At 62.9% G+C, this 25,530-nt stretch carries 26 protein-coding genes and 1 pseudogene; 9 read left to right on the forward strand and 18 right to left on the reverse strand.

The features are described 5' to 3' along the window. Nucleotides 1-21: 21 nt before the first annotated feature. The 3 genes from EB235_RS27725 to aroC form a co-directional block, all read right to left on the reverse strand. Nucleotides 22-564, reverse strand: coding sequence for a GNAT family N-acetyltransferase (locus EB235_RS27725; protein ID WP_027034209.1), 543 nt, complete (start codon nucleotides 562-564; stop codon nucleotides 22-24). A gap of 35 nt (nucleotides 565-599) precedes the next feature. Next, nucleotides 600-1,700, reverse strand: a complete 1,101-nt coding sequence (gene ribB / locus EB235_RS27730) for a 3,4-dihydroxy-2-butanone-4-phosphate synthase (RefSeq protein WP_027034208.1) — start codon at nucleotides 1,698-1,700, stop codon at nucleotides 600-602. Nucleotides 1,701-1,808: 108 nt separating this feature from the next. Continuing rightward, the gene (aroC, locus tag EB235_RS27735) at nucleotides 1,809-2,915 is read right to left on the reverse strand and encodes a chorismate synthase (RefSeq protein WP_027034207.1); all 1,107 of its coding nucleotides are present in this window, start codon (nucleotides 2,913-2,915) and stop codon (nucleotides 1,809-1,811) included. 184 nt (nucleotides 2,916-3,099) lie between these two features. On the opposite strand from aroC, the gene EB235_RS27740 reads away from it, so the two are divergent. Then, on the forward strand, nucleotides 3,100-3,360 hold the full coding sequence (locus EB235_RS27740) for a DUF1344 domain-containing protein (protein WP_027034206.1): 261 nt from the start codon (nucleotides 3,100-3,102) through the stop codon (nucleotides 3,358-3,360). 91 nt (nucleotides 3,361-3,451) lie between these two features. Here EB235_RS27740 and EB235_RS27745 read toward each other — a convergent pair whose 3' ends face one another. The 4 genes from EB235_RS27745 to EB235_RS27760 form a co-directional block, all read right to left on the reverse strand. Continuing rightward, entirely contained in the window at nucleotides 3,452-4,039 is a 588-nt protein-coding gene (locus tag EB235_RS27745; RefSeq protein WP_027034205.1) for a histidine phosphatase family protein, read from the reverse strand. A gap of 51 nt (nucleotides 4,040-4,090) precedes the next feature. After that, nucleotides 4,091-4,912, reverse strand: a complete 822-nt coding sequence (gene fabI, locus EB235_RS27750; RefSeq protein WP_027034204.1) for an enoyl-ACP reductase FabI — start codon at nucleotides 4,910-4,912, stop codon at nucleotides 4,091-4,093. 102 nt (nucleotides 4,913-5,014) lie between these two features. Then, the gene (locus EB235_RS27755) at nucleotides 5,015-5,947 is read right to left on the reverse strand and encodes a DnaJ C-terminal domain-containing protein (RefSeq protein WP_027034203.1); all 933 of its coding nucleotides are present in this window, start codon (nucleotides 5,945-5,947) and stop codon (nucleotides 5,015-5,017) included. 100 nt (nucleotides 5,948-6,047) lie between these two features. Beyond that, nucleotides 6,048-6,509: an RT0821/Lpp0805 family surface protein gene (locus EB235_RS27760; RefSeq protein ID WP_027034202.1), complete on the reverse strand. Its 462-nt coding sequence runs from the start codon at nucleotides 6,507-6,509 to the stop codon at nucleotides 6,048-6,050. A gap of 40 nt (nucleotides 6,510-6,549) precedes the next feature. Here EB235_RS27760 and pdxH point away from each other — a divergent pair, with 40 nt between their 5' ends. Then, nucleotides 6,550-7,167, forward strand: a complete 618-nt coding sequence (pdxH, locus tag EB235_RS27765) for a pyridoxamine 5'-phosphate oxidase (protein WP_027034201.1) — start codon at nucleotides 6,550-6,552, stop codon at nucleotides 7,165-7,167. 9 nt (nucleotides 7,168-7,176) lie between these two features. Here pdxH and EB235_RS27770 read toward each other — a convergent pair whose 3' ends face one another. Together EB235_RS27770 and EB235_RS27775 are read right to left on the reverse strand one after the other, a co-directional pair. Further along, a complete protein-coding gene (locus EB235_RS27770) occupies nucleotides 7,177-7,929 on the reverse strand; it encodes a crotonase/enoyl-CoA hydratase family protein (RefSeq protein ID WP_027034200.1) in 753 nt (250 codons plus the stop codon). 31 nt (nucleotides 7,930-7,960) lie between these two features. After that, on the reverse strand, nucleotides 7,961-9,730 hold the full coding sequence (locus tag EB235_RS27775; protein WP_027034199.1) for an acyl-CoA dehydrogenase: 1,770 nt from the start codon (nucleotides 9,728-9,730) through the stop codon (nucleotides 7,961-7,963). Between the two features lie 209 nt (nucleotides 9,731-9,939). Between EB235_RS27775 and EB235_RS27780 the strand changes: the two are divergent. Beyond that, nucleotides 9,940-10,175: pseudogene (locus EB235_RS27780) on the forward strand (hypothetical protein). A gap of 133 nt (nucleotides 10,176-10,308) precedes the next feature. Continuing rightward, nucleotides 10,309-11,421 carry a glycoside hydrolase family 25 protein gene (locus tag EB235_RS27785; RefSeq protein ID WP_032926946.1) on the forward strand — a complete coding sequence of 371 codons (1,113 nt, stop codon included), beginning with the start codon at nucleotides 10,309-10,311 and terminating at the stop codon, nucleotides 11,419-11,421. Nucleotides 11,422-11,438: 17 nt separating this feature from the next. On the opposite strand, the gene purD is transcribed toward EB235_RS27785, so the two are convergent. Both purD and EB235_RS27795 read right to left on the reverse strand, forming a co-directional pair. Beyond that, nucleotides 11,439-12,716 carry a phosphoribosylamine--glycine ligase gene (gene purD / locus EB235_RS27790; RefSeq protein WP_027034197.1) on the reverse strand — a complete coding sequence of 426 codons (1,278 nt, stop codon included), beginning with the start codon at nucleotides 12,714-12,716 and terminating at the stop codon, nucleotides 11,439-11,441. A 157-nt stretch (nucleotides 12,717-12,873) separates the two neighbouring features. Further along, nucleotides 12,874-13,695, reverse strand: coding sequence for a phytanoyl-CoA dioxygenase family protein (locus tag EB235_RS27795; RefSeq protein ID WP_027034196.1), 822 nt, complete (start codon nucleotides 13,693-13,695; stop codon nucleotides 12,874-12,876). Between the two features lie 89 nt (nucleotides 13,696-13,784). Here EB235_RS27795 and EB235_RS27800 point away from each other — a divergent pair, with 89 nt between their 5' ends. Both EB235_RS27800 and ubiA read left to right on the forward strand, forming a co-directional pair. Then, nucleotides 13,785-14,696, forward strand: coding sequence for a LysR family transcriptional regulator (locus EB235_RS27800; RefSeq protein WP_027034195.1), 912 nt, complete (start codon nucleotides 13,785-13,787; stop codon nucleotides 14,694-14,696). A 68-nt stretch (nucleotides 14,697-14,764) separates the two neighbouring features. After that, on the forward strand, nucleotides 14,765-15,748 hold the full coding sequence (gene ubiA / locus EB235_RS27805) for a 4-hydroxybenzoate octaprenyltransferase (RefSeq protein WP_027034194.1): 984 nt from the start codon (nucleotides 14,765-14,767) through the stop codon (nucleotides 15,746-15,748). Nucleotides 15,749-15,847: 99 nt separating this feature from the next. Here the strand turns inward: ubiA and EB235_RS27810 are convergent, their stop codons facing one another. From EB235_RS27810 to EB235_RS27820, 3 genes are all read right to left on the reverse strand, one after another. Beyond that, nucleotides 15,848-16,414: a DUF6101 family protein gene (locus tag EB235_RS27810; protein ID WP_027034193.1), complete on the reverse strand. Its 567-nt coding sequence runs from the start codon at nucleotides 16,412-16,414 to the stop codon at nucleotides 15,848-15,850. A gap of 185 nt (nucleotides 16,415-16,599) precedes the next feature. Next, entirely contained in the window at nucleotides 16,600-18,030 is a 1,431-nt protein-coding gene (locus tag EB235_RS27815) for an FAD-binding oxidoreductase (RefSeq protein ID WP_027034192.1), read from the reverse strand. 9 nt (nucleotides 18,031-18,039) lie between these two features. Next, nucleotides 18,040-19,014 carry an L-threonylcarbamoyladenylate synthase gene (locus EB235_RS27820; RefSeq protein WP_027034191.1) on the reverse strand — a complete coding sequence of 325 codons (975 nt, stop codon included), beginning with the start codon at nucleotides 19,012-19,014 and terminating at the stop codon, nucleotides 18,040-18,042. A 172-nt stretch (nucleotides 19,015-19,186) separates the two neighbouring features. On the opposite strand from EB235_RS27820, the gene EB235_RS27825 reads away from it, so the two are divergent. After that, entirely contained in the window at nucleotides 19,187-19,633 is a 447-nt protein-coding gene (locus EB235_RS27825; protein ID WP_246741401.1) for a hypothetical protein, read from the forward strand. Nucleotides 19,634-19,793: 160 nt separating this feature from the next. Beyond that, nucleotides 19,794-20,183 carry a hypothetical protein gene (locus EB235_RS27830; protein WP_027034189.1) on the forward strand — a complete coding sequence of 130 codons (390 nt, stop codon included), beginning with the start codon at nucleotides 19,794-19,796 and terminating at the stop codon, nucleotides 20,181-20,183. 92 nt (nucleotides 20,184-20,275) lie between these two features. Here EB235_RS27830 and EB235_RS27835 read toward each other — a convergent pair whose 3' ends face one another. The 4 genes from EB235_RS27835 to EB235_RS27850 all read right to left on the reverse strand — a co-directional run bounded on the left by EB235_RS27835 (nucleotide 20,276) and on the right by EB235_RS27850 (nucleotide 24,832). Then, entirely contained in the window at nucleotides 20,276-20,545 is a 270-nt protein-coding gene (locus EB235_RS27835; protein ID WP_027034188.1) for a hypothetical protein, read from the reverse strand. 110 nt (nucleotides 20,546-20,655) lie between these two features. Continuing rightward, complete coding sequence (glyS, locus tag EB235_RS27840) at nucleotides 20,656-23,034, reverse strand: glycine--tRNA ligase subunit beta (protein WP_027034187.1); 2,379 nt, start codon at nucleotides 23,032-23,034, stop codon at nucleotides 20,656-20,658. 75 nt (nucleotides 23,035-23,109) lie between these two features. Continuing rightward, nucleotides 23,110-23,877 (reverse strand): endonuclease domain-containing protein, encoded by a 768-nt coding sequence (locus EB235_RS34885; RefSeq protein WP_246741402.1) that lies wholly within the window; start codon nucleotides 23,875-23,877, stop codon nucleotides 23,110-23,112. 34 nt (nucleotides 23,878-23,911) lie between these two features. Further along, the gene (locus EB235_RS27850) at nucleotides 23,912-24,832 is read right to left on the reverse strand and encodes a glycine--tRNA ligase subunit alpha (RefSeq protein ID WP_171878178.1); all 921 of its coding nucleotides are present in this window, start codon (nucleotides 24,830-24,832) and stop codon (nucleotides 23,912-23,914) included. Nucleotides 24,833-25,060: 228 nt separating this feature from the next. Between EB235_RS27850 and EB235_RS27855 the strand changes: the two genes are divergently transcribed. Further along, nucleotides 25,061-25,522 (forward strand): GNAT family N-acetyltransferase, encoded by a 462-nt coding sequence (locus tag EB235_RS27855; protein WP_027034185.1) that lies wholly within the window; start codon nucleotides 25,061-25,063, stop codon nucleotides 25,520-25,522. The last annotated feature ends 8 nt before the right edge of the window (nucleotides 25,523-25,530 follow it).

The raw sequence follows: 25,530 nt of genomic DNA on the forward strand, positions 1-25,530 counted from the left end.
GTCGGGGCCGTGCACTCCGCTCTATGCGGCGGGACCTGAAATACGGATCCAGCGCGGTCGTGCCAGCGCAAAAAGCATCGTTGGCGCGCCGTGCAACATCACCTCTTGCTCGAAGGCGAAGCCGCATTTCTCCAGCACCCGCCGCGATGCAGGATTGGCGGCACGGACGAGGCCGATGACCCGGTCGGCATGCAGAGGACCGAACGCGGCATGCAGCGCCGCCGTGACCAGTTCCGTGGCATAGCCATGGCCCCAGCTCTCCGGATGAAGATGGTAGGACAGGTTCAGGCCGTCGAAATCCGCCGATAGCGTGACGCCACCGAAGCCGACCAGCTTTCCATCGGCCTCGACCGCCCAGCGGCCAAAGCCATGCTTGTCCCAATGACCGATGTCGCGGGTGAGCCTGGCAGCGCTCTGCTGAGGCGTGTCGGCAACAGGATCTGGGCGATGGGCGACAACTTCCCAGCGCGAAAAGAGATCGACCAGGAAATCCAGATCAGCCTCCGCTGGCCGGCGCAGCAAAAGCCGTCCACTGCGCTGGCTCAAAGGCAATGGCGCGTTCATGCCGTCATCTCCCGGCAAAGGGATGGATAGACCCTTCAGAGAATCTCGGTCTTGGCGATATGGATGCCAAAGCCTTCGAGGCCGACATAATGGCGCTCGCGCGAGGCGATAAGGTTGATCGAGGAAATGCCGAGATCTTTCAGGATCTGCGCGCCGAGCCCGATTTCGCGCCATTCATTCTCGCGGCGGCGGGCCTCGTCATGATCCTCGCGGTCGCCGCTCAGCGGGCGCTTGCGCTCCTGATGCGCGACGCCGACCGATCCTTCCCTGAGATAGACGATGACGCCGCGCTTGCGCTCGCCCATCGCCTTCATGATGCCGTCGAGCCGATGGCTGGTGCCGAAGACGTCGGTGACCACATCCTCGGAATGCAGCCGCACCGGCACGTCTTCGCCATCGCGGATATCGCCGAAGACGACGGCGACGTGATGCATCGTGTCCCAGGGAAGCGTGTAGGTGAAGACCTGCGCCTTGCCGCCGAGCGTGTCGATTTCGGAGCAGGCGACGCGCTCGACCAGCGTTTCCTTGCGTTGCCGATACGCGATGAGGTCGGCGACCGAGACCTGCTTGAGGCCGTGCTCCTCGGCAAAGCTTGCTACCTGCGGGCCGCGCTTGACAGTGCCGTCATCATTGACCAGTTCGGAAATGACGCCGATCGGCGGCAGGCCGGCGAGCTTGCAGAGATCGACCGCCGCTTCGGTATGGCCCGAACGCATGAGCACGCCGCCTTCACGCGCAATGAGCGGGAAGATGTGACCCGGGCGGACAAAATCGGAAGCGCCGACATTGCCGTTGGCGAGGTTGCGCACAGTCAACGTGCGGTCGTCGGCCGAGATGCCTGTTGTCGTGCCGTGCTTGAAATCGACGCTGACGGTGAAGGCGGTGGTGTGCGCGGAATCATTGTCGGCGACCATAGGCTGCAGGTTGAGCCGCTTGGCTTCCTCGCGCGGCATCGGCGTGCAGACGATGCCGGAGGTGTTGCGGATGATGAAGGCCATTTTCTCGGGCGTGCAGTGGACAGCGGCGACGATCAGGTCGCCTTCGTTCTCGCGCCCATCATCATCCATGACGACGACGATCTCGCCGCGTTCGAAAGCGCGGATGGCTTCGACAATCTTCTTCTGGTCGTAAGGCATGGGAACTCGCTTCGCTCGCAGGGCAGTAGGGGAATAGGGCAGTAAGGCAGTAGGGAAAAGGAAAAAATTGGCAGTCTCAGGGGCTGTTGTAGCTACTGCCCTACTAGCCTATTCCCCTCCCTTCCCCGTCTGTCCACGATGCCGCAGATAATGATCGGCGATGGCGCAGGCAACCATCGCCTCGCCGATCGGCACGGCGCGGATGCCGACGCAGGGGTCGTGCCGGCCCTTGGTCATCACCTCGACGTCGTGGCCATCCTTGTCGATCGACTTTCGCGGCGTCAGGATCGACGAGGTCGGCTTGACGGCGAAGCGGGCGATAATCGCCTGGCCGGTCGAGATGCCACCAAGGATGCCGCCGGCATTGTTGGACAGGAACACCGGCTTGCCGTCATTGCCGATGCGCATCTCGTCGGCGTTCTGCTCGCCGGTGATGTGGGCGGCCTCGAAACCATTGCCGATCTCGACGCCCTTGACCGCGTTGATCGACATCAGGCCCGACGCAATGTCCTGGTCGAGCTTGGCATAGATCGGCGCGCCGAGGCCTGGCGGAACGCCATCGGCGACGATCTCGATGACGGCACCGACAGATGAGCCTGCCTTGCGGATACCGTCGAGATATTTGGTGAAGACGGGAACGGACGCCGGATCGGGCGTGAAGAACGGATTTTCCGCATCGCCGATGAAATTCCAGTTCCAGTTGGCGCGATCTATTCGTTTTTCGCCCATCGACACCAGCGCGCCACGCACCACCATGCCCGGCACCACCTTGCGCGCCAAGGCACCAGCTGCCACACGCGCGGCGGTCTCGCGAGCCGAGGAGCGGCCGCCGCCGCGATAGTCGCGTATGCCGTATTTGACGTCATAGGTGTAGTCAGCATGGCCCGGCCGGTACTGGCGGGCGATCTCGCCATAATCCTTCGAACGCTGGTCGATATTTTCGATCAGCATCGAGACCGGCGTGCCGGTGGTGATCATCGTCTCGCCGTCCTCATCAAACACGAAGCCCGACAGCACCTTTACCTCGTCGGGCTCTCGGCGCTGGGTGACGAAGCGCGACTGGCCCGGCCGGCGCTTGTCGAGTTCGGCCTGGATTTCGTCACGCGTGAAGCGGATGCCGGGCGGGCAGCCATCGACCACGCAGCCAAGTGCTGCGCCGTGGCTTTCGCCCCAGGTGGTGACGCGGAAAAGATGGCCGAACGTGTTGTGAGACATGGAAAAGCGCCCTGCCCGGCAGCGGAGCCAGGTGAAGCCTGCCTTCTATTGGCGTTTTTTGCAGTGGTCAAACTGTCATCCCTGCCGTTTAAGTTTTGACACATTCGGCTGGTTTCTGCTTTCTTCCATCCGCCGTTGAGGATCCGCCGCCACAGTGCCGGCGCAATGACCAAAGAGGACGAATATGCGTACCCTGATTGGCGCTGTTGCCGCCACGCTGCTGCTTACCACCGCCGTTTTCGCCGGCCAGACCGAAGGCCTGATCAAGAAGGTCGACAAGGACGCACTGACGCTGACGCTGGACGACGGCAAATCCTACAAGCTGAACGCCGAGACCGATCTCGACGCACTGAAGCCGGGCATGGACATCGTCATCGCCTATGACGTGACCAATGGCGAAAACGTCATCACCGACATGCAGCTGCCGGACGGCGACACGAACTGAAGCTTCCGACCCAAATCAGATACGTGCCGTCGACTCGACGTTCCGCCGAGCCGATCCAGCCGTATCCTGCGCGATTGCGGCCGTAGGCGGCCTAAAGCCACTCCAGGCTCTTGCCTTCGAGCTTGAGCACGCGATCCTGGGGTACATCGAGGTTCGCGGCTTCCTCTTCGGCCATGTCCAGCACAAAGCGAAACAAGGTGCGGATGACCCCGCCATGGGTCACGCAGACTGTTCTGCGTTGCATCCCATCGAAGCAGGGTTTTACCCGTTCAAGCAGCATCTGGTAGCTTTCCGCGCCGTCGCCGGGCGGCTGAAAGTTCCATTTGTCGAGCGCGCGCGACCGGCTTGCCCCGGGTGACTGAGTTTCGAGTTCGGCAAAGGTAAAACTCTGCCAGTCACCGAAATTGACTTCGATGAGCCTGATATCGGTTCGATAGCGAAGCGGACTGAGTTTCATGGCGGCGCGGATGCGCTCCATCGTCTCGCGCGTTCGCCGCATCGGGCTGGCGACAAAGTCGAAATCCCCCGGATTGTGGACCAGCTCGGCGAGACGCTGTCCGTTTCCCGTCGCCTGTTCGCGGCCAAGGAGATTGAGATCGGTGTCGGCCTGGCCCTGAAGCCGGAACTCGGCGTTCCACGCGGTCTGGCCGTGGCGCACGATATAAACCAGCGGGTACATCAGGTCTTCCGGGGTCGGGCCTGGGTCTGGGCGAAGGATGGCTAAGGGAAACTATTCCTTGATAGTCGAAATATCGGGCGCGTCGACCGCCTTCATGCCGACAACGTGATAGCCCGAATCGACATGATGCACTTCGCCGGTGACGCCACGCGACAGGTCGGACAGGAAATAGACGCCGGAATCACCGACCTCTTCCTGGGTGACCGTCTGCTTCAGCGGCGAATTGTACTCGTTCCACTTCAGGATGTAGCGGAAGTCGCCGATGCCGGAGGCGGCCAGCGTCTTGATCGGGCCGGCGGAGATGGCGTTGACGCGGATCTTCTTGCCGCCGAGATCGACAGCGAGGTAGCGTACGCTGGCCTCGAGCGCCGCCTTGGCGACACCCATGACGTTGTAGTGCGGCATCACCTTCTCGGCGCCGTAGTAGGTCAGCGTCAAAAGCGAACCGCCATCGGTCATCAGCGCCTCGGCGCGCTTGGCGATGGTGGTGAAGGAATAGACCGAAATGTCCATGGTGCGCAGGAAGTTGTCGCGCGTCGTCTCGACATAGCGGCCGGTCAGCTCGTCCTTGTCGGAAAAAGCGATAGCATGGACGAGGAAGTCGAGCTTGCCCCCCCAATGCTTGGCGACATTGGCGAAAACCTCGTCGAGGCTAGCCGGGTCGGTGACGTCGCAATGACCGGCGACGAAGGCGCCCAGTTCCGCCGCCAGCGGCTCGACGCGCTTCTTGAACGCCTCGCCCTGATAGGTGAGCGCGATTTCGGCGCCATGGTCGACGCACGACTTGGCAATGCCGTAGGCAATCGATCTGTTGTTCGCGACGCCAAGAATAAGGCCGCGCTTGCCGGCCATTAGGCCCTGTCCACCCGCCATGTCAGCGCTCTCCGCAAGGTTTCTGCTTTTGTGAAGTGCCTATCGCACAGGCACAAAGCCCCTTCAAGCGTTCAAACCGGACAGTTCGGGGGACAAAAGCCGTCAATCAACCTTTTTGGCACGCAGCAGGGCCTCGAGTGCTGAATCCCCGCCTTCCGGCAGCATGATGCGGACGTGGGCATAGACATCGCCATGGCCGCCAGCTTTCTCCGGCAGACCCCTGCCTTTCAGCCGCAGCACCTTGTCGGAACTCGACCAGGCCGGAACGTTGACGGCAAGCTTGCCGGTCGGAGTCTCGACCGGCACCTTGGCGCCCAGGACCGCATCCGCCAACGCCACCGGCAGGTCGGCATGCAGGTCGCGGCCCTCGATGCGGTAGCGCGGATGCCGGCGGATATGGATCTTGACCAGCGCATCGCCAGGCTGGCCCGGCCCCTGTTCGCCCTGGCCCTTCAGCCTGATGGTCTGGCCGTCCTCGACAAAGGCCGGCAGTTTGACCGCCACCTTGCGGCCATCCGGGAACATCGCCGTCACCTTTTCGGCGGTCGCCGCTTCCTCGATGGTGACGTCGAGCGTGACGTTCAGATCGGCAGCCGTCGCGGGCTGACGGCGATCACCAGCGCCTGCACCGCGCGCGCCCGGAAAGGCGTCGCCGAAAATCTGGCTGAAAATATCGCTGTTGCCGTCGAACGGATCGCCACTGGGGCGGCCGGAGCGGAATTCGAATCGCGAACCGCCGGCCCCTTGCTGGCGGCGAAACCCGCCGAAGGGATCACCGCCACCGGCGGCGCCCTCAAAACCCTGGAAACGCGGCTTGCCGTCAGCGTCGATCTCGCCGCGATCGAAGGCGGCACGATTCTTCTCGTCGCCGACCACCTCATAGGCCTGGTTGGCCGCCGCAAAACGGTCCTTCGCCTTGGGATCGTCCGGATTCTGGTCGGGATGATGCTTCTTGGCAAGTTTCCGGTATGCCGATTTTATGTCCTTGGCCGATGCGTTCTTTGCAACGCCCAGCACCTCATACGGGTCGCGCATGCGTCCTGCCCTGGAAATGAGTTGAGTCCATACTTGCCTCCTATATGCGCTCGCATAGGAAGAAATTCCAGTAGCGGACGGTCATTTGAGAAGGGGAAAATCAGAGCGCCTTGAAGCCCTGCATACGCCAGCCGCCGGCATTGGCAAGGCAGAGTTCGCCCTCGAACATGGCGACGCCGTCAAAGCTCTCTCGCGAGGCCTTGAAGCGACGGCAGGTCTGGCCCCTGTCCTTCAACTCCGCCAGTTCGGTGATGGAGCCGCGTGAGCCGGTGCCGGCATTCGCCCACGGCACGGCCTGGCCACTGAGCTGTTCGATGTCGGCGGAGGATACTGCGTTGCCGATCGTCGTCTGGTCGGAGTCGCGATCCGAATCTGAAGGTGCTGCCGAAGCCTGCGTGCTGCTGGTCAGGATCGAGCGGTCGACTTCGGCCTTTTCCAGGCTGAAGCCACCCGCGCCGCAACCTACAAGCGGCAGGGCAATGGACACGATCGCGGCTTTCGCGCTGGCCGAAGCGATAAGGCCCCATTGCCTGCTGTCAAAAGCTTGCGCGATACGCGACAATCGGCAACCTCCCTGATTTCGTGACAATTTGAGAAAAACTATGAGTGACACCGAGTTAACAACCAGTGACTTTACCGAAGCGGCCGAGCCGTTTCGTCTCTTTGCCGCATGGCTGGAGGACGCCACGAAGAGCGAAACGAACGATCCCAACGGCGTGGCGTTGGCAACCGTCGATGCCGAAGGCATGCCGGATGTGCGGATGGTGCTGCTCAAGGGGTTCGATGAAGGCGGCTTTGTGTTCTACACGAATTTCGAGAGCGCCAAGGGTCGGGAAATTCTGGGCAGCATGAAGGCGGCGATGTGTTTCCACTGGAAATCACTGCGCCGGCAAGTGCGCATTCGCGGTCCGGTGGAGATTGTAAGCGACGCGGAAGCGGATGCCTATTATGCGACGCGCCCGCGCGGCAGCCGCATCGGCGCCTGGGCCTCGAAACAGTCGCGGCCGCTGGAAAGCCGCTTCGCGCTGGAGAAGGCGGTGGCCGAATACACGGCACGCCATGCGATCGGCGAGATTCCGCGACCGAAGCACTGGTCGGGCTTCCGCATCGTGCCGCAGACGATCGAGTTCTGGCACGATCGTCCGTTCCGGCTGCATGATCGGGTGGTCTTTTCCCGTGATGCGAAAGGCGGTTGGGACAAGACGCGGCTTTATCCCTGAGCGCCAGGTCTAACTTTTCTTCCGGGTCATGAACGCGGTGAGCGCCGCACGAGCCTCATCCGACTTCAGCCGTTCACGAAAATGCTCGCTTTCCTCGCCAATGCGAGCGACGAGATCGTCGCGCGAGCCACGCATCAGGTCACGCGCGATCTTCAGCGCTTGCGGCGGCTTGGCCGCGATCTGGCCAGCGGCCGCCAGCACCGAAGCCTCCAGAGCGCCCTCCTCGACCACCTCATAGATCAGGCCAGCGGCCTTCGCGCGCTCGGCGGAGAAGCCTTCGCCAAGGCCGAGCAGGGCGAAAGCACCTTGCTGCCCCAAGATGCGCGGCGCCAGAAGGCTGGATCCCGCTTCGGGCACAAGGCCGAGATCGACGAAAGGCGTCCTGAACACGGTGCGCGGCGTGGCGAAGGTCAGGTCGCAATGCAGGTTGATCGTGGTGCCGATGCCGACAGCGATGCCGTCGACGCCGGAGACGATGGGCTTTTCGACCCGGGCCAGCGCCATCAGAAAATCCCAAACTTCCGTGCCGCCATCGCCGCCCGTGGCGACAACCATGAAGTCGGCAAGGTCGTTGCCGGAGGAGAAGGCGCCGGGGACGCCCAGGACTACATGGACGCGGATCGCCGGATCGGCGTCGCCTTCGGCAAGAGAAGTCGACATCTTGGCATACATGGCGCGGGTCAAGGCGTTCTTCTTGTCCGGACGGTTCAGGCGGATGATCTGGATGGCGCCCAGGCGCTCGACGAGGATATGGTCTGTCACGGTCTTTTTTCCCTGGTGAGCGCTGTAGAAATCAGGCTGATATCAGCGTCTTGCCGGCGGCAGCGAGGCTTTCGGCACCGTCGACAATGCGCCCCTTCAAGGCACTCGCCTCGCCGAGCAGGTTTTCGGCGAAGAAGCGGCAAAGAGCGATGCGGCCCTGGTCGGCAAGAGCGCCGCGCGCCAGATAGGCGCCACCGGCGGCAAGCGAGATCAGCCTGAGATAAGGCGTCGCACCCGCCAGCGCCTCCTCCGTTCGGCCGTCAACCGACAGTTTCTGCAGGAAGCGTGTCGCCTGTGTCAGATCGTCAAGTGCGGCATCGAGAACATCGGCGGTACGGCCGAAACCTTGAAGGTTGGAGGTGCGCACGGCGTTGGCGACGGCAGCCAATTCGTCGATGAAGCGATGCACATGCTCGCCGCCGCCGAGCGGCAGCTTGCGGGTCACCAGATCGATCGCCTGGATGCCGTTGGTGCCCTCATAGATCGGCGCGATGCGGGCATCGCGATAGAAGGCTGCCGCGCCCGTCTCCTCGATAAAGCCCATGCCGCCATGCACCTGGACGCCAAGCGAAGCCACTTCGACGCCGACATCGGTCGAAAACGCCTTGGCCAGCGGCGTCAACAGATTGGCACGGTCGCGCCAATGCGCAGCCTCGTCACCGTCCGAGACGCGCCCCATGTCGATGGCGTGGGCGCAGGAATAGCTGATCGCCCGCGCGGTCTGCGTCAACGCCTTCATGGTCAGGAGATTGCGCTGCACATCAGGGTGATGGACGATCGGCGCCATGCCGGCGCCAACGTAGTCCGCCGCCTTGCCTTGGCGGCGGTCATTGGCATAGGCGATAGCCTTCTGCGTCGCGGCCTCAGCGACCGCGACACCCTGCATGCCGACGCAAAGCCGCGCATTGTTCATCATCGTGAACATGCAGGCGAGGCCCTTGTTCTCCTCGCCGATCAGCCAGCCGATGGCGCCGGGCCTGGCGCCCTGAAAACCGTCGCCATAGATCATGGTGCAGGTCGGCGAGGCATGGATGCCGAGCTTGTGCTCCAGCCCGGAACAGAAGACGTCGTTGCGGACGCCGATGGAGCCGTCGTCACCAACCAGGAATTTCGGCACCAGGAACAGCGAGATGCCGCGCGTGCCGGCCGGTGCATCGGGAAGCCGTGCCAGCACCAGATGGATGATGTTGTCGGTGAAATCGTGCTCGCCATAGGTGATGAAGATCTTCTGGCCGAAGATGCGGTAGGTGCCGTCGCCGGCCGGCTCGGCGCGGGCGCGCAAGGCAGCGAGGTCCGAGCCAGCTTGTGGCTCGGTCAGGTTCATCGTGCCCATCCATTCGCCGGAGACGAGCTTTTCGAGATATTTCGTCTTGAGCGCTTCGGAGGCGTGCTTGTCGAGCGCTTCGACCGCGCCCATGGTCAGCGTCGGGCCGATACCGAAGGCCATGGCCGCTGAATTCCACATTTCGAGGGCGGCGACGCCCAGCATCGTCGGCAGCGCCTGGCCGCCATACTCCTCAGGCCCGGAGAGCGCGTTCCAGCCGCCATCGATCCAGCGGCGATAGAGTTCCTTCCAGCCGGGCGGCGTGGTGACGGCAGCGCCCTTTAGCACGGCACCGTGTTCGTCGCCGATCTTGTAGAGTGGCGCCACCTCCTCGGTGGCGAAACGGCCGGCCTCGCCAAGGACGGCGTCGACCAGATCCTCGCCGAGATCGCCAAACGTGCCGGCATCGAGGGCGGATTTCATGCCGGCCACGTGCTTGAGCGTGAATGCAATATCCTCGACCGGTGCCCGATACATGCCGCGTTCCTCCTCAGCTTCCGCCTGCCGACCCTATGGCTGGCGGAGCCACAAAACCATCCGCCTTTCGGCGATCTCCCATCTTCTTTTTACGTAAACGTCAAATTTTGTCACGCGGATTTTGCAATCGCGCCGGCCTGTATTAAATTCGCTCGACGCCGCATCAGCCGACCGGCGACAGACCAGAAGAAGCTGACCGGAACCAACCCATGCTCGCCAGACCTGACGCCTATCGCTGCATCGAATGCGGCTTGCCCTACCGGGCAACGGGGTTCTGGCATCATGGCGGCCAGCTGGAACACGGTGCGGCCTACTGGTCGGATCGCGGCATATTGTGCTCGCCGCAATGTTCTCTCGCCCACCACCGCAAGCGCGCCGCCGAGGGCACGCTGCAGCAGAGCCTGCGTCCGACCCGTTCGAATTCCAGCCGTTCAGCCGGCGCTAACTTCCCCACGGCCTCAGCATCAGGAAATATTTCTTAACCATACCGGCTCACCATCGGTGTTTGATCAACGGGGATCCCCTGTTTGAAAACGCCGGCACATTTTCTTGGCCGCTCAGCGCTCGCTCTCGCGGCGATGGTGGCGCTGACACCGGCCGCACAGGCCTCGGATTTCTCCGAACCGTGGAAGAATGCCGACCGCGCGCTGGTCGTCGACGCCTACGAATACAATTCCATCGACTGGGCTCAAATCGCCACTGACAAGCGCGTCGTCGCCTTCATCAACAAGGCGTCCGACGGCATGCCGCCGCCCTACTTCTGTTTCGGCAGCGACACCGAGGTTAAGCTCTGCAAGGCGTTGTGGAAGCGCCATGCGGTGACGCGCGAGCTGTTTCAGACGCGCCGGGTCGTCGCAAAGGCGCTCGGCATGAAATGGGGCGCCTATCATCTCGCCCGGCCCGGCAATCCGGTCGAGCAAGCCAATAATTTCCTCGATTTCGCCGATCCCGCGCCGGACGATCTCATGGCGCTCGACATCGAGGGCAATGATCCCTCGCAATGGATGTCGCTCGACGATGCCGAGGAGTTCGTGCGCCAGGTGCATCGGCGCATCGGCCGCTTCCCGGTGCTCTACACCAACGGCAAGACCGCCCAATACATCGCCGACAACCGATACAAATACCGGCTCCTGTCGCGGCTGCCACTTTGGTACGCGCGCTACAAGTCCGACATCGACGTGCATTTTCCAATGGGCAACTGGCAGGGCTACGCGCTCTGGCAGTTTTCGGCGCAGGCCAATTGTGGTCGCTTCCGCTGCCCCTACAGGGTGGCTGGCACGCCCGATGATATCGACGTCAATGTCGCGCCGAGCGATGCCGCCACACTACGCCAGCAATGGCCCTTTGGCGGGCTGATCGACGTGCCGTCAGACTATCTCGCCAGCGTGCCGGTGCCGATCTCGCGGGAAGCAGCCTTGGCCGGCAGGGCCACCATCATCTATGCCGATGTGGCAACGCCGCCGACCGTCGAGGAAATGGTCGCGGTGCTCGGTTCGCGCTGGTCAAAATTCAGCGGCGGCTTCCGCATGCCGGTCGTAAAGACGGTACCGCAGCGACCAAGCTTCGGCATTGTCCAATATGTCGCCTGGAAGCGGACCGAACAGCGTTCCCCCGAGCAACTCGACGCCGCCTTTGCGGCTGCCGACCCGGTCAGCACCGCTTCGACCGAAAGCGATCACGGCCAGCAGTAGGTTGCCGCTCCGGAATTTCAGCTCGCCTGCTCGCGCGCCACGGCCTGCCAACCGATGTCGCGGCGGCAGAATCCGTCAGGCCAGTCGATGCGGTCGACCGCTGCATAGGCGCGGCTTTGCGCCTCGCCGACCGTGGCGCCGGTCGCGGTGACATTGAGGACGCGGCCGCCATTGGCGACCAGCGCGCCGCCATTGATGGCGGTGCCGGCATGGAAAATCTGGACGCCGTCGCCCACCGCGCCTTCGACGCCGCGGATGACCGATCCCTTTTCCGGCGTGCCGGGATAGCCCCTCGCCGCCATCACCACGGTCAGCGCCGCCTCGTCGCGCCACCGTATGGACGTGTGCGCCAGCTGACCGTCCACGGCGGCGTTGAGCAGCACCAGCAGATCATCCTTGAGCCGCATCATCAGCACCTGGCATTCCGGATCGCCAAAACGGGTGTTGTATTCGATCAGCCTCGGCCCCTTGTCCGTGATCATCAGCCCGGCGAAGAGAATGCCGGCGAAGGGCGCGCCAAGCTCGGCCATGCCGCGCATGGTCGGCTCGATGATCTCGCGCATGGTGCGCTCGATGATGTCAGGCGTCATCACCGGCGCGGGCGAATAGGCACCCATGCCGCCGGTGTTGGGGCCGACATCGCCATCACCGACGCGCTTGTGATCCTGTGCCGTGCCGAAGGGAAGCGCTGTGGTGCCATCGCAGAGGCAGAAGAAGCTTGCCTCCTCGCCGGTCATGAATTCCTCGATCACCACTTCCGCGCCGGCAGCGCCAAAGGAACCCTCGAAACAGGCATCGAGTGCCGCCCGCGCCTCGTCCAGCGTCATGGCGACGGTGACGCCCTTGCCGGCGGCGAGCCCATCGGCCTTGATGACGATCGGCGCGCCGGTCTTTTCGACATAGGCCTTGGCGGAGGCCAGGTCGCCGAAACGGCCATAGGCGGCGGTCGGAATGTTGTATCGGGCGCAAAGGTCCTTGGTGAACCCCTTCGACCCTTCCAGCCGCGCTGCAGCCTTGGAGGGTCCGAAGACTCGGATGTTCTCGGCACGCAAATCATCCGCGATGCCGGCAACCAGCGGCCCTTCCGGGCCGACCACGACAAGGTCGATTTTCTTCTCGCGGCAGAAGGAGGCGACGACGGCGTGATCGGTGATATCAAGCTTCGCCAGCTCGGCCTCGCTGCCGATGCCAGGATTGCCGGGAGCCGCGTAGAGCTTGGTCAGCAGCGGTGAGGCGGCAATCTTCCAAGCCAGCGCATGTTCGCGGCCGCCGGAGCCGAGAAGAAGAACGTTCATGGCCACCTCTTGATGCTGTCCCTTGCAGAGAACCCGCTATTGCTCTCTCTGGACGGTGGGTCAAGGCATCAAGGTGTTTTGATAGGAATTGCGCACGGGAACGTTATCCCAGCCGAATATGGGCGCCGAATACCGGCGCTCATATTCTGGCTCGCATTCAGGCAGGGAAAACGACCGGGAACCAGTCCTCGCGCAGTCTCTGGCCCGGCTGCATGCCATGGCCATGATAGGGCGGCGAGGTGCGGCCGGGCCGCTCGACATAATGGGCATCGTCGCCGACCCAGCGCAGCGACAGCGCCCGGCGCCGGGCCGCGGTTGGGTTGCCGCGCGCGCCATGCGCGGTGCGGAAGTCGAACAGGATGGCGTCGCCCGGCTCCATCTCCCATTCAAGCACCTTCATCGACGGATCCTTGTCGGGGTCCGGCACCGGCAGATAATCGCCCTCGCCGGCGTAGAAATTGCTGTCGTCGAGCCAGCGCACCGGCAGGATCATCTTGTCCCATTTGTGCGAGCCGGCAATGAGCCGCAGCGTCGCCTCCTTCACCGGGTCGATGGGGATCCAGAAGCTCACCGTCTGCTGGCCATCGACGAAATAATAGGGGATGTCCTGATGCCAGGGCGTCGGCTTCTGCGTGCCGGGTTCCTTGACCAGCACGTGATCATGGAAGAACTGCGCGGTGCGTGACTGCATCACCGCCGCCGCAATTTGCGCGGCCGGCGATTCGCGCACCACCTCGACGAATTCGGGGATGCGCTCCCAGTTGCAGTAATCGTCGAAGAAACTGCCCTTGCCATTGGCGATGTCCGATGCCGTGGCGCTGCGGTCCTGCATGTTACGCTCGATGCCGGCGGCAATCGTATCGACCCAGCCCTTGAAGGCGCCACGGATGCAGACCGCGCCATCACGCTGGTAGTCGGCGATCGTATCAGCGTCGATGATGTCGGTTCTGATTGCACGGGTAGCGGTTTGGGAAGCCATGGCGTTCTCCTCTTGGAATGAACCGACTATCGCAACATCAATTCATTCAGTAAAATAATAACTTCTCATCTGACACATAGGCTTAAACTATGAGTCTCACTCTCACCCAATTACGTTATCTGGTCGCAGTGGCCCGCCACGGCAGCGTCACCGGTGCCGCCAGAGCTTTAAATATCTCGCAGCCGTCGATCTCGGTGGCGATCGACGCGATCGAAAAGGATTTCGGCCAAAAACTCTTCGTGCGCCAGCGCGGAAGCGGTGTTTCGCTGACCTCCTTCGGCCGTGTCGTCGTGGCGAAGGCAAAACAGGTTCTTGCCGAGACCGATGAGCTGATGAGTCTCGGCTCGGGCAATTCGGCTATCGGCGGCGAGCTGGTGCTTGGATGTTTCGAGGATCTGGCGCCCTACTTCGCGCCGGGTCTCATCCGCGCTTTCTCCGAGCGCCATCCAAGCGTCGATGTCATCGTTCGTGACGAGACATTCGAGACGCTCGGACGACGCCTGGTGGACGCAGCCATCGATCTCGGCCTCAGCTACGATCTCGGCCTGCCCACGCATTTCGCCCGCATCCTGCTGCACGAGCTGCGGCCGCATGCGCTGTTGCCGGCAGGCCACGCACTGGCGGACCGCCCCGAGGTGAGCCTCGCGGATCTGGCCGCCTACCCTCTGATTACCACGGATCAGCCGCAGAGCTGGCAGCATATGCTCGACCTGTTCCGCAGCCGCGGCCTCTCGCCCGTGGCCGACAGGGCGACAAGCTCGTTCGAACTCCAGCGCAGCATGGTGGCGAATGGTTTTGGCGTCGCGATCAGCTACACCCGGCCGCACGGCGACCGCAGCTATGACGGCCTGCCCCTGATCTGCAAGCCGCTGTCGGATCCATTGCCGATGCAGCGGATCATCCTCACCTATGACACGCATCAGCGCGTGTCGAACGCGGCACTCGCATTTGTCGAGACGGCGAAAGACTGGTTTTCCAAGCGCGAAATCTTCACCTCCTGACGAAGTGGCGGTCGTCCCTCAGCCGCTTGCCGCTTGACGGTTTCCATCGCTGCTGCCACTCCATGGGCATGGAACCCATCCAGTCGAAAACCGCCCAAGGCCGTGTTGCTGATGCGCCGAATGGCCATTGGGTCTACCGCGTGCTGCCGCACTGGGTTTGGCCCTATGCGCAGCTTGCGCGATGGGACAGGCCGATCGGCTGGCAATTGCTGTTGTGGCCATGCTGGTGGTCGGCCGCGCTCGCCGCGAGCGCCTATCCGCGCCCTGGCGACCCACTGCTCTCGCTGCTGCCGGCGCCATGGTATCTCATGCTGTTCCTGGTCGGCGCCATCGCCATGCGCGGTGCCGGCTGCACCTATAATGACATCGTCGACGAGGGCATCGACAACCAGGTCGAACGCACCCGCTCGCGCCCACTGCCGTCAGGCCAAACCACGCGCCGGCGGGCCTGGCTGTTCCTTGTCCTGCAGGCCCTGATCGGCCTTGCCGTGCTCATACAGTTCAACAGCTTCGCCATTCTGCTCGGCATCTGTTCGCTGGTGATCGTCGCCGTCTATCCATTCATGAAGCGGATAACCAACTGGCCGCAATTGTTTCTCGGCCTTGCCTTTTCCTGGGGCGCGCTGATGGGCTGGGCGGTCGAGTTCGGCGATCTCGATGGCCCCGCCATCATGCTCTATATCGGCTCGATCCTGTGGGTGATCGGCTACGACACGATCTATGCGCATCAGGACAAGGAAGACGACGCCATTGTCGGCGTGCGCTCGACGGCGCGGCTGTTCGGCGACAACACCAAGGCGTGGCTGGCAGGACTCTATGGCGGCACGCTGATCTGCTTCGCCATCGCCTTCGCGTCGGCGCAGGCACCAGTGGTGGCGCTCGCTGGATTGATCGCTGCCGGCGCCCACATGGCACGGCAGATCACGGTTCTGGATATCAACGATCCGGACCAGTGCCTGCGGCTGTTCCGATCGAACAACCAGGTCGGCTGGCTGATCTTCCTTGGCCTGATCGGCGGCGCTGTCTGGGTGGCGCTGAAGCCACTGGTGTAGCGGCCCTTTTTCCATGCCCTGGGCCCTTCGCAGGCTCAGGGCTTTCGAAGCTCGAAAAGCCAAGCATTTGGCTTTTCGCCCGCTATCGCGGACCGCTTCTCAATCCCTAGAAATGATCTCCTGGCCGTCGATGACCAGCCTGAGACCAAGGTTGCCGGCCCTGCGACGGGCGAGGAAGCGCGGGCGGCGCGTGGTTGAAACGCGGCCCTTGCGGCGATCCTGCGGCGGCAGCGTCTTGATGGCGGCGCCAAGTGATTCCTCAAGCGTGCGGGCGACGCCGTCCGATTCGATCAGCAGCATCGGCAGGCGGTAGGCATCAGCCCAGGCGCGCCAGTCGGCCGCGACATCCTCGAGGTCGTCGGCCACCAGCAGCGGCACCGACAACATCGGATCGTTGTGCAGGAGTTCCAGGGTGACGGTGACGTTGCCCTCCGGATCCTCCATGGCGCGGGCGGCAACGCCGCGGAACGCATTGGCGGGCAGAGCGATGATCGCCGGCACGCCGCTCATCTCGAGCAGTCGGCGGATGACAGCGCCACGCTGGTCGATGGTGAAGGTCACGTCGCCATAGTCGTCGCGCGTGGCGTAGCTCACCACTTGCGGCAGGCGGAATGGGTCGAGGCGCATGTTGCGTCCCGCCCAGACTGGCTTCAGTCCGGTGTTCATAGAGTGCCTTCCTGTCTGTCTCCTGAGAGCCGGTGTCCGGTTCTCTCCGGGCCGGTTTTTCCAGCCTCGCTTGTGAGGAGACAGTAGCGCCGGCTCCTTACCGCCGCGCTTAAGAAAGTCGGTTAAATTTTGCTGATCTCAGGGATGGTTATCGGAATGCCACCAACCACAAGATGTTGAAAGGATCAGATAACCTTACCGGGATTCATGATGCCGGCGGGGTCGAAGGCAGCCTTCACCCTTCGCATCAGATCGATGGCCATCGGCGGCGCGGTGGCGATCAATTCGTCGCGCTTCAACTGGCCGATACCATGCTCTGCCGAAATCGAACCGTGCAGGCTGCGCACCACGTCGTGCACCGCCTTGTTCATGGGATGGTAGAGGGCGAGAAACGCTTCGTCGTCACCATCGACGGGCCGTGAGATGTTATAGTGGAGGTTGCCGTCACCCATATGGCCGAAGCAGACCACGCGGGCACCGGCACTCACCGACGCCACCGCGCCGGCGGCCTCTTCGATGAAGCGTGGTATCGATGCGATCGGCACCGAGATGTCGTGCTTGATCGAGGCGCCTTCAGGTTTCTGCGCTTCAGGCAGCAGCTCGCGGAAATTCCAGAAGGCATCGCCTTGCCCGATGCTCGCTGCGATGACGGCATCGCCGACGAATTCCTGTTCAAGGCCCGCCGAGAGCACATCCTCGATCAGCGCCCGCGAATCTTCCGGCGAACGTCCCGATGAAATCTGCATCAGCACATACCAGGGCCAATCCTCCAGCAGCGGCCGCGTTACGCCCTGGGCATGCGCAAGCGTGAAATCGTAGGGACGCTTGCCGATCAGTTCGAAAGCGGTGAGCGCAGCTCCGGCACGATCCATGGCCAGCGAGAACAGGGAAAGGGCAGCCTCCGGCGACGACAGGCCGACAAACGCGACCTCGCGCCCCTTCGGCTTCGGGAACAGTTTGAGCACGGCGGCGGTGATGATGCCGAGCGTGCCTTCGGCGCCGACGAACAGGTTTTTCAGATCGTAGCCGGTGTTGTCCTTCTTCAGCTTGCGCAGATCGTCAAAGATCTCGCCTGTCGGCAGCACCACTTCGACGCCGAGGCAGAGTTCGCGCGCATTGCCATAGGCCAACACGCCGGTGCCGCCGGCATTGGAGGAGAGGTTGCCGCCGATCTGGCAGGAGCCTTGTGCGGCGAGCGACAGCGGAAACAGCCGGTCGGCGGCGTCAGCTGCCTCCTGCAGCGTCTGCAGGATGACGCCGGCTTCAGCCGTCACCGTGTTCGACAGGACATCGATCTCGCGGATGCGGTTCAGCCGCGACAGCGACAGGATGATCTCGCGGCCGGATCGGTCAGGCACCTGGGCACCGACAAGCCCGGTGTTGCCGCTTTGCGGCACGATCGGCGTTCCCGTCTCGGTCGCCAGCCGCATGATCCGGCTGACCTCGTCGACACTGCCCGGCCGCAGCACCAGCGACGTCGCGCCGTGCCAGAGCCCACGTCGCTCGATGAGGTAGGGCGCGATGTCCTGCTCGTCGCGCAGCGCGTATTTGTCACCGACGATCGCCGCGAAGCGGGCGATGAGAGCGTGGTCGAGTTTCGCTGAAATTTCGGTCATGGGGGAAAACTATTGTGTGGGCCGTGTGTTGTCACGAGGGGCGGCGGCACGCGAGAGCCGGTCGTTGATGGCTTCACCAAGCCCGTCAAAGGGAATCGTCTCGACCGCGATGGTGCGCGCGCCGCTGCGATCGAGCTCCTGCATATAGGCGAAAAGATTGCTCGCCGCTTCGCGCAGATCACCAGACAAGGACAGGTTGAGGAAGGCGGCGGCATGGCGCCAGCCTTCGGCCCGTTGGTCACCGAAGGCAAGCAGTGCTTCGTCTTTGCCGACCGCGCCAGCATTGAGCCGAACGGCGGCCCCCGGTGCATAGTGCGAGGCAAGCATGCCCGGCGCCTCGATACCGGCTGTATGGCCGCGCAACAGTTTTACGCCGATGACCGCTTCGATCTCTTCGGCGGCAACACCGCCCGGCCGCAGCAGTCGCAACCGCTCCCCTTCGGCCTTGACGATGGTCGATTCCACCCCGACCGGCGTGGCGCCGCCATCGACGACCAGCTTGATACGCGCGCCAAGATCGTCCGCCACCGCTTGCGCCGTGGTCGCGCTGATCCTGCCGGATGAATTGGCGCTGGGTGCCGCCAATGGCCGGCCGAGTTTCGCGATGAGGTCGCCGCCAAAGCCCCTCGGCATGCGCAAGGCAATCGTATCAAGCCCGGCCGTGACCAGCGGATGAATGCCGTTGCCGGGCCGTTGCGGCAGCACCAGCGTCAGCGGGCCTGGCCAGAACGCCTGTGCCAGTTTCCTCGACAGTGGGTCGAATGCGGCGATGCGCTCGGCCATCGCCATGTCGGCGACATGGGCGATCAGCGGATTGAAGCGCGGCCGCCCCTTGGCCTCGAAGATGCCCGCCACGCCGATGCCGTTGGTGGCGTCGCCGGCAAGCCCGTAGACGGTCTCCGTCGGGATGGCGACAACATCGCCGCCCCGGAGCAGAGCCAGCGCCCGCTCCATCGCCTCGCCGACGGCAAGTATCTCAGCCACTCTCGTCACCTCGCAGATGCCGGCTGCGTAATACGATAGCGGCTGTTGGGCAAGCCGGCTGTCGGCAACAGAGGGTCTTGCCGATTTATCAATCCCCTAAAATGCTATGTTTCAGCGAAAGCCGGCATCAATTCCGGTCCGATACCATGGGGTTGGGTAAAGGGGAGTGGTCATGGTGTCTGTGCGTATTTTGCTGGGGATCACCCTGGTGGCGTTGAGCGGCGGAGCTCGGGCCTCGTCGTTAGTGTTTCCTGGCGCGCCGACCTCGACGCCCTCCGTTCTTGCCCTGAAGGCCGCGGACCCCGCCAAAGCGAGCGATGTGGTGTCCGTCGTTGCGCTCGGCGAGCCCGACGTCACCTATGAGAAGGTGGCATCAATCCCGAACGCGCCCGAAGCGCAGCACGGTTTCTCGCAGGAGCTGATGATCATTCGTGGCGGCGTCGTCGGCGGCGCCTTCTCGACACCGGCGCAACGCAAGGCGCCGGCAGCAGCCACCACCCCCGCTCCTACGCCCGCCAAGGCAAGCGCCTCGGCCGCTCCGGCACCGAACGCGCAGAAGAAGCCCACCGCACCGGCAGCAGCGCCGCTCCCTGCCTCCGGGGTCGGCAAGGTCAAGTAGCCAGATCGTTGACAGCCTGACGGCGCCCTGTGCACCATTGCCGCGCGAGGTCGTGCTGAAATATCCTGGTCGCTCGAAGCCGCCGCCTGAATTTGGTCAAGCGATTCAAGCAAAGGAGCGGCTCTGGCAGATGAGATTCGTCGTTCAAAGGGGGTTGATCATGAGAATATCCAAGACCGTTACCGTGGCCGGGCTTCTGCTGGTGTCGCTGCTGGGCGCCAGTGCAGCGCAAGCCGATGACATGCTGGGGTCCTACGTCGCGCGTATGTCCGAGCGCGATCATCAGGCGAGCGACGGTTACGCGCTGGACAGCGCCGCGCAGATTGTGCGGCAAGACCGCGCCAACTGGCACAAATTCCATCGTCGCGACAGAGACGACCAGGGCGATGAGTGGTTTGAGAGCAACGACCAGCGCGCCGATCTGCAGCGCATGCTGGGGCGTCCGGGTGCGATGAGTGCCTCGACCAAGCGTGCCATCGTCAATGGCGAACCGCTGATCCAGGTCGACGTCTACGAGAACAGCGTGCGCGTCAGCATCCTGGAAGACTGACAAGTCAACGTTTGGGAAGACCAACAAAAAGGCGGCGCTGATGCGCCGCCCTTTTTCTCGACAGAACCGGATCGAAAATCTCAGGCCGCTTCTTACTTGTCGTCGTCTTCTTCGGACTCGTCGTCTTCGGCTTCTTCTTCGCCCTCGTCGCCTTCGGCCTTCACGGCATGGTCGGCGTCATCTTCGTCAGACTCTTCGCCGTCTTCGTCGTCGCCTTCTTCTTCGTCGCCGTCCTCATCGTCAGAGTGATCGGCGGCTTCGACCGCGGCAGCGGCGTCGTGATCGGTTTCGGAAGCGGTTTCAAGCGCCTCGGGCTGGCCCGAGGTTTCTTCAGTCACTTCGATTTCGTGATCGGAATTCATGGAAGCCTCCGTTGGGTTGGGGAACATGTCCCTTTTGCCACGGAGAGATCATCGTCATATGACTGTAAGCCGGCTCGAACGGCCGGCTCGAAGATATTTTTCTTGGGTTCTCAGCCGGCGATTTTCGCGAAATCCGCGACCTGACCGGTGGCCGCACGGATGCGCGCCAGCAGCGCCAGACGGTTGGCACGTACGGACAAGTCCTCATCATTCACGAGAACATGCTCGAAGAATGAATCAACGGGTTCGCGCAACGCGCTAAGCGCCAGCAGGGCGCCGGAAAAGTCTTCGTTCTGAATCGCTTCGCCGGCTTGCTTCTCAGCCTGATTCACCGCCGCAAACAGCGACTTCTCGCTAACCTCGCGAAGCAGCGCCGGCTCAACGGTTTTGGCGACCGCCGTTTTCTTCTTCTCCTCGGCAGCTAGGATGTTGGCCGCACGCTTGGTGCCGGCGAGCAGATTCTTGCCGTCCTCCGTGTCGAGGAAGGAGCCGAGTGCCTCGACGCGGCGGACGATCTGCAGGAGGTCATCGGACTGCGGCGTGATGACGGCATCGATGAGATCGTGGCGCGCGCCCTGGTCACGGAGATAGACTTTGAGGCGGTCGTGGAAGAAGGCGAGGAGATCGGCGGTGAACGGCGCCAAAGAGGCCTGTAGCTCCATTATACGCTGCCCATCGAAGAACTCTCGTTCCAAGTCAGGTGCACCAAAGGTTTCGGATATCGCTCTCTGAAGACCGCCCTTGATCAACTCGGCTACAAGACCAGCTTCCGGCAAAAGACGACTCTCGCCTCGGTATTCTTGAATTCGGGCGTCCAGCATTGCCACAACGCCACGGCTCTCGGCTCCTTCGCCCAAACGATCATAGGCGAAAAGTGCTGCCGCGACGGCCGCAGCGATGGCAGTGCTGAAGGAGAGCTTTATCTTGTTTTCGAGGACAGTTCTCACCACGCCCAGCGCCGCGCGACGCAACGCATACGGGTCCTTCGACCCTGTCGGCTTTTCATCGATCGCCCAGAAGCCGACCAGCATATCGAGCTTGTCGGCAAGCGCGACAGTGACTGATACCAAATCGCTCGGCACATAATCGGACGGGCCTTGCGGCTTGTAGTGTTCCTCGATGGCAGCGGCGACGGACGGATGCTCGCCCTGCAGCAGCGCATACTTGCGGCCCATGGCGCCCTGCAATTCGGGGAACTCACCGACAACTTCAGTGGTGAGATCGGCCTTAGCAAGAACCGCGGCGCGGCGCGCCAGCGCGGGATCGGCGCCGACGATCGATGCCAGTTCCTCGGCAAGCCGGGCGATCCGCTCCACCCGCTCGCCCTGCGTGCCGAGCTTGGCGTGGAAGGTGACGCCGAGATGGTCGAGGCGGGCCATGCGCTGGTCGAGCGGCTTCTTGAGGTCGAGCCCGAACTTTTCCGCCGACGCCTCGAGCTGGCCGAGGTCAGGCAGATCGCCCTGGTCGGTGGTCCAAAAATACAGCGCGTCAGAGAGACGGGCGCGCACCACCTTGCCGTTGCCGTGGGCGATCTCCTTGCCGCCATCCGTGGCCTCGATGTTGGCGGTGAGGATGAAGCGGTTGGAGAGTGCATCACCTTCGCCCTGCGGGCGCGTGACAAAGCACTTCTGGTTCGCGCGGATGGTCAGACGGATCACTTCGGCCGGAATGGCGAGGAATGCCTGTTCGAACTCACCCATCAGCACGACAGGCCATTCGACCAGCCCAGACACCTCCTCCAGCAAGCCTTCGTCCTCGACCAGGTCCAGCCCGTTGGCGAAGGCGAGGTTGCGGGCATCGGCAAGGATAATCTCCTTACGCCGGTCGGCGTCGAGCACGACCTTCGCCGCATCCAGTTTGCTCACATAATCGTCGAAGCGACGCACGGTGATTTCGCCAGGCGCCATGAAACGGTGGCCGTAGGTGATGTTGCCGGAGCGGATGCCGTCGATCTCGAAATCGACCACCACCGGCTCTTCGGTCTCCGGGCCGAAGGTGCACAGGATCGATTGCAGCGGCCTCACCCAGCGCAGCGAACCCGGCTTGGCCGAGGCAGGCCCCCAGCGCATCGACTTCGGCCAGGGGAAGTTGCGGATGATATCAGGCACCAGTTCTGCGATGATCTCCTCGGCCGCCCTGCCCGGCTTCGAAATGTGAGCGACATAGAAGTTGCCCTTCTTCGGGTCGGAATGGACATGCGCCTCAGCGATCGAAGACAGGCCGGCCTTGCGCAGAAAACCCTGAACAGCCTGTTCGGGCGCCGTCGTCGACGGCCCCTTGATCTCTTCTCGGATATCCTTCGAGCGTGCGGTGAGGCCTCTGATGTCGAGCGTGAGACGCCGCGGCGTCCAGTACTCGCGCGCCGCCTCATAGGTCAGACCGGCTTCGACCAGACCGTCGGTCAGCATCTTCCTCAGATCACCCGCCGCCTTGCGCTGCATGCGGGCGGGAATTTCCTCGGAGCGAAGTTCTAGAAGCAGGTCAGGCATGGTTAGCTCCTCACCCTCCCCTTGATGGGGAGGGTCGGCGCGTCAGCGCCGGGGTGGGGTGGCGGCGTCTCGGTCTCAAGCGCCTTCGGCGTCTCGCGGGCCAAGGTGAGATTTTCGTTCTTCCACCGCCGCATAAATCGTATCGAGCACGGAATCCAGTTCGTTTTTGATTTCATGGTTCCAGAAGCGGATGACGCGATAACCCTGGCTCTCGAACCATTTTGTCCGACGCTCGTCATGTCGTTGCTGGTCATCGAAGCTGTGATGGGCGCCGTCCACCTCGATAATCAGTTTCAGCCGGTGTGAGATGAAATCAGGGAAGTAGATACCGACTGACGCTTGTCTGCGGAAATGAGTGCCTTCGACTGGAATGCGCCACAAATGCCGCCACAAGACGCGTTCCTCGTCGGTCATTGCCGCACGAAGCCGTTGCGCGGACCGCAGCTTGAACCGATCGAGTTTCGGCATGGAAAGTCGCGCCAGCCCCCCCCCCCGCCGCTTCGCGGCGACCTCCCCCATCCAGGGGGAGGTAAAGAGGGCATAGCAACTCGGCTGCCCGCTGTCACCCTTTCCAGAAATCTTGGCCGCCCTGTCGGGACGAGGCGATCCCGCTCGTCCTTGGATCAAAGATTTCCATGAACCGAACGCAGCGCTGAAGCGACCCACGCTCAGGCAGGGAACACTTGGCTCAACGACCATGAAAACGGCATCCAGACTTCTGCAGATCCTCGCACTCAGCGCCTGCTTTACCGCGCAGGTCCACGGCGCCTTCTCGATGCCGGGTGTGCGGCAGGCACTGCGGACAATGGCCGGGCAGAGCGGCCAGATCCTCTCGCCGATCAACGCTTCTCTCGAGACGATGAGGTCTGCCTGAAACTCAGGCCGCCAGTCCGCCAGCCTGCGTCTTCAAAAACGCCTCGCCGCAGGCTTTCGCCAGATTGCGCACCCTCAGGATGTAGCTTTGCCGCTCGGTGACCGAGATCACGCCGCGCGCGTCGAGCAGGTTGAAGACATGGCTGGCCTTGATGCACTGGTCGTAGGCCGGGAAGACCATCTTGTGCATCGGCAGATTGTCGTTCGATGCCGGCGCGCCGGCATCGAGCAGCGCCTTGCATTCGGCCTCGGCGTCCTCGAAATGCCTGAGCAGCATCGCCGTGTTGGCGTATTCGAAATTGTGGCGCGAATATTCCTGCTCGGCCTGCAGAAAAACGTCGCCATAGGTGACCTTTTCGGCACCTTCACGGCCGTTGAAGTTGAGGTCGTAGATGTTGTCGACGCCTTGCACATACATGGCCAGCCGCTCCAGCCCATAGGTCAGTTCGCCTGCCACCGGCGCGCATTCGATGCCGCAGACCTGCTGGAAATAGGTGAACTGCGAGACTTCCATGCCGTCGCACCAGCATTCCCAGCCAAGCCCCCAGGCGCCCAGCGTCGGGCTTTCCCAGTCATCTTCGACAAAGCGGATGTCGTGCAGCAACGGATCGACACCGATCGCCTGGAGCGAACCGAGATAGAGTTCCTGCAGGTTCGGCGGGTTCGGCTTCAGGATCACCTGATACTGGTAATAATGCTGCAGCCTGTTTGGGTTTTCGCCATAGCGGCCGTCCTTGGGACGGCGCGAGGGCTGGACATAGGCAGCGTTCCAGCGACGCGGCCCGAGCGCACGCAGCGTCGTTGCCGGATGAAACGTACCTGCGCCGACCTCCATGTCGTAGGGCTGGAGGATGACGCAACCATAGGCCGCCCAGTAATTGTGCAAGGTCAGGATCAGCCCCTGGAACGAGCGGCTGGGATGCATATGGGCAGGCAGTTCAATCGTCACGGTGGCCTCGACAGCAAAGGCTAGCTTGCCGGCACGTCCTAGAGACACGACGGCGAAGCGTCAAGCAAGCCGCGCCGGATGCGGACGCCGTGAGGGTACCGCGCAGCGTTGAAGGTTTTGCCGGGAACTGGCCCATTGCCGGCCTCGGGAGGCTGCGGTCTGCTTCGTCCCCTGCAGCCCACAGCAACGACAACAGGTCCAGCCATGTCCAACTCCGTCATCGTCCGCCCGGTCACACGACAGGATTTCGACCGATGGCTGCCGCTGTGGGACGGCTACAACGCGTTTTATGGCCGCTCGGGCGAGACGGCGCTGGCAAGCGAGATCACGGCGATGACGTGGTCGCGCTTCTTCGATGCCTATGAGCCGGTTCATGCGCTGGTGGCCGAAAGCGACGGACAGCTTCTCGGCCTCGCGCACTATCTCTTTCACCGCAGCACGACGGCGATCGCACCGAACTGCTATCTGCAGGACCTTTTCACATCGGAAGCCTCGCGTGGAAAAGGCATCGGCCGGGCGCTGATCGAAGGCGTCTATGACCGCGCCCAGGCCGCCGGCTCAGGCCGGGTGTACTGGCTGACGCACGAGACCAACCAGACCGCGATGAAGCTCTATGACAAGATCGGCGAACGCTCCGGCTTCGTCGTCTACCGGAAACTGTTCTGAGCGAGCGG

Origin of the sequence: Mesorhizobium loti R88b, from assembly GCF_013170845.1 — a bacterium.
Taxonomy (GTDB): Bacteria; Pseudomonadota; Alphaproteobacteria; order Rhizobiales; family Rhizobiaceae; genus Mesorhizobium; species Mesorhizobium loti_B.

Excerpts from the sequence above, each read along its gene's own strand:
- EB235_RS27725 (WP_027034209.1), bottom strand. The coding sequence starts at position 564 with ATGAACGCGCCATTGCCTTTGAGCCAGCGCAGTGGACGGCTTTTGCTG.
- ribB (WP_027034208.1), bottom strand. The coding sequence starts at position 1,700 with ATGCCTTACGACCAGAAGAAGATTGTCGAAGCCATCCGCGCTTTCGAA.
- aroC (WP_027034207.1), bottom strand. The coding sequence starts at position 2,915 with ATGTCTCACAACACGTTCGGCCATCTTTTCCGCGTCACCACCTGGGGC.
- EB235_RS27740 (WP_027034206.1), top strand. The coding sequence starts at position 3,100 with ATGCGTACCCTGATTGGCGCTGTTGCCGCCACGCTGCTGCTTACCACC.
- EB235_RS27745 (WP_027034205.1), bottom strand. The coding sequence starts at position 4,039 with ATGTACCCGCTGGTTTATATCGTGCGCCACGGCCAGACCGCGTGGAAC.
- fabI (WP_027034204.1), bottom strand. The coding sequence starts at position 4,912 with ATGGCGGGTGGACAGGGCCTAATGGCCGGCAAGCGCGGCCTTATTCTT.
- EB235_RS27755 (WP_027034203.1), bottom strand. The coding sequence starts at position 5,947 with ATGCGCGACCCGTATGAGGTGCTGGGCGTTGCAAAGAACGCATCGGCC.
- pdxH (WP_027034201.1), top strand. The coding sequence starts at position 6,550 with ATGAGTGACACCGAGTTAACAACCAGTGACTTTACCGAAGCGGCCGAG.
- EB235_RS27775 (WP_027034199.1), bottom strand. The coding sequence starts at position 9,730 with ATGTATCGGGCACCGGTCGAGGATATTGCATTCACGCTCAAGCACGTG.
- EB235_RS27785 (WP_032926946.1), top strand. The coding sequence starts at position 10,309 with ATGGTGGCGCTGACACCGGCCGCACAGGCCTCGGATTTCTCCGAACCG.
- purD (WP_027034197.1), bottom strand. The coding sequence starts at position 12,716 with ATGAACGTTCTTCTTCTCGGCTCCGGCGGCCGCGAACATGCGCTGGCT.
- EB235_RS27795 (WP_027034196.1), bottom strand. The coding sequence starts at position 13,695 with ATGGCTTCCCAAACCGCTACCCGTGCAATCAGAACCGACATCATCGAC.
- EB235_RS27800 (WP_027034195.1), top strand. The coding sequence starts at position 13,785 with ATGAGTCTCACTCTCACCCAATTACGTTATCTGGTCGCAGTGGCCCGC.
- ubiA (WP_027034194.1), top strand. The coding sequence starts at position 14,765 with ATGGAACCCATCCAGTCGAAAACCGCCCAAGGCCGTGTTGCTGATGCG.
- EB235_RS27810 (WP_027034193.1), bottom strand. The coding sequence starts at position 16,414 with ATGAACACCGGACTGAAGCCAGTCTGGGCGGGACGCAACATGCGCCTC.
- EB235_RS27815 (WP_027034192.1), bottom strand. The coding sequence starts at position 18,030 with ATGACCGAAATTTCAGCGAAACTCGACCACGCTCTCATCGCCCGCTTC.
- EB235_RS27825 (WP_246741401.1), top strand. The coding sequence starts at position 19,187 with ATGGTGTCTGTGCGTATTTTGCTGGGGATCACCCTGGTGGCGTTGAGC.
- EB235_RS27830 (WP_027034189.1), top strand. The coding sequence starts at position 19,794 with ATGAGAATATCCAAGACCGTTACCGTGGCCGGGCTTCTGCTGGTGTCG.
- EB235_RS27835 (WP_027034188.1), bottom strand. The coding sequence starts at position 20,545 with ATGAATTCCGATCACGAAATCGAAGTGACTGAAGAAACCTCGGGCCAG.
- glyS (WP_027034187.1), bottom strand. The coding sequence starts at position 23,034 with ATGCCTGACCTGCTTCTAGAACTTCGCTCCGAGGAAATTCCCGCCCGC.
- EB235_RS27850 (WP_171878178.1), bottom strand. The coding sequence starts at position 24,832 with ATGCATCCCAGCCGCTCGTTCCAGGGGCTGATCCTGACCTTGCACAAT.
- EB235_RS27855 (WP_027034185.1), top strand. The coding sequence starts at position 25,061 with ATGTCCAACTCCGTCATCGTCCGCCCGGTCACACGACAGGATTTCGAC.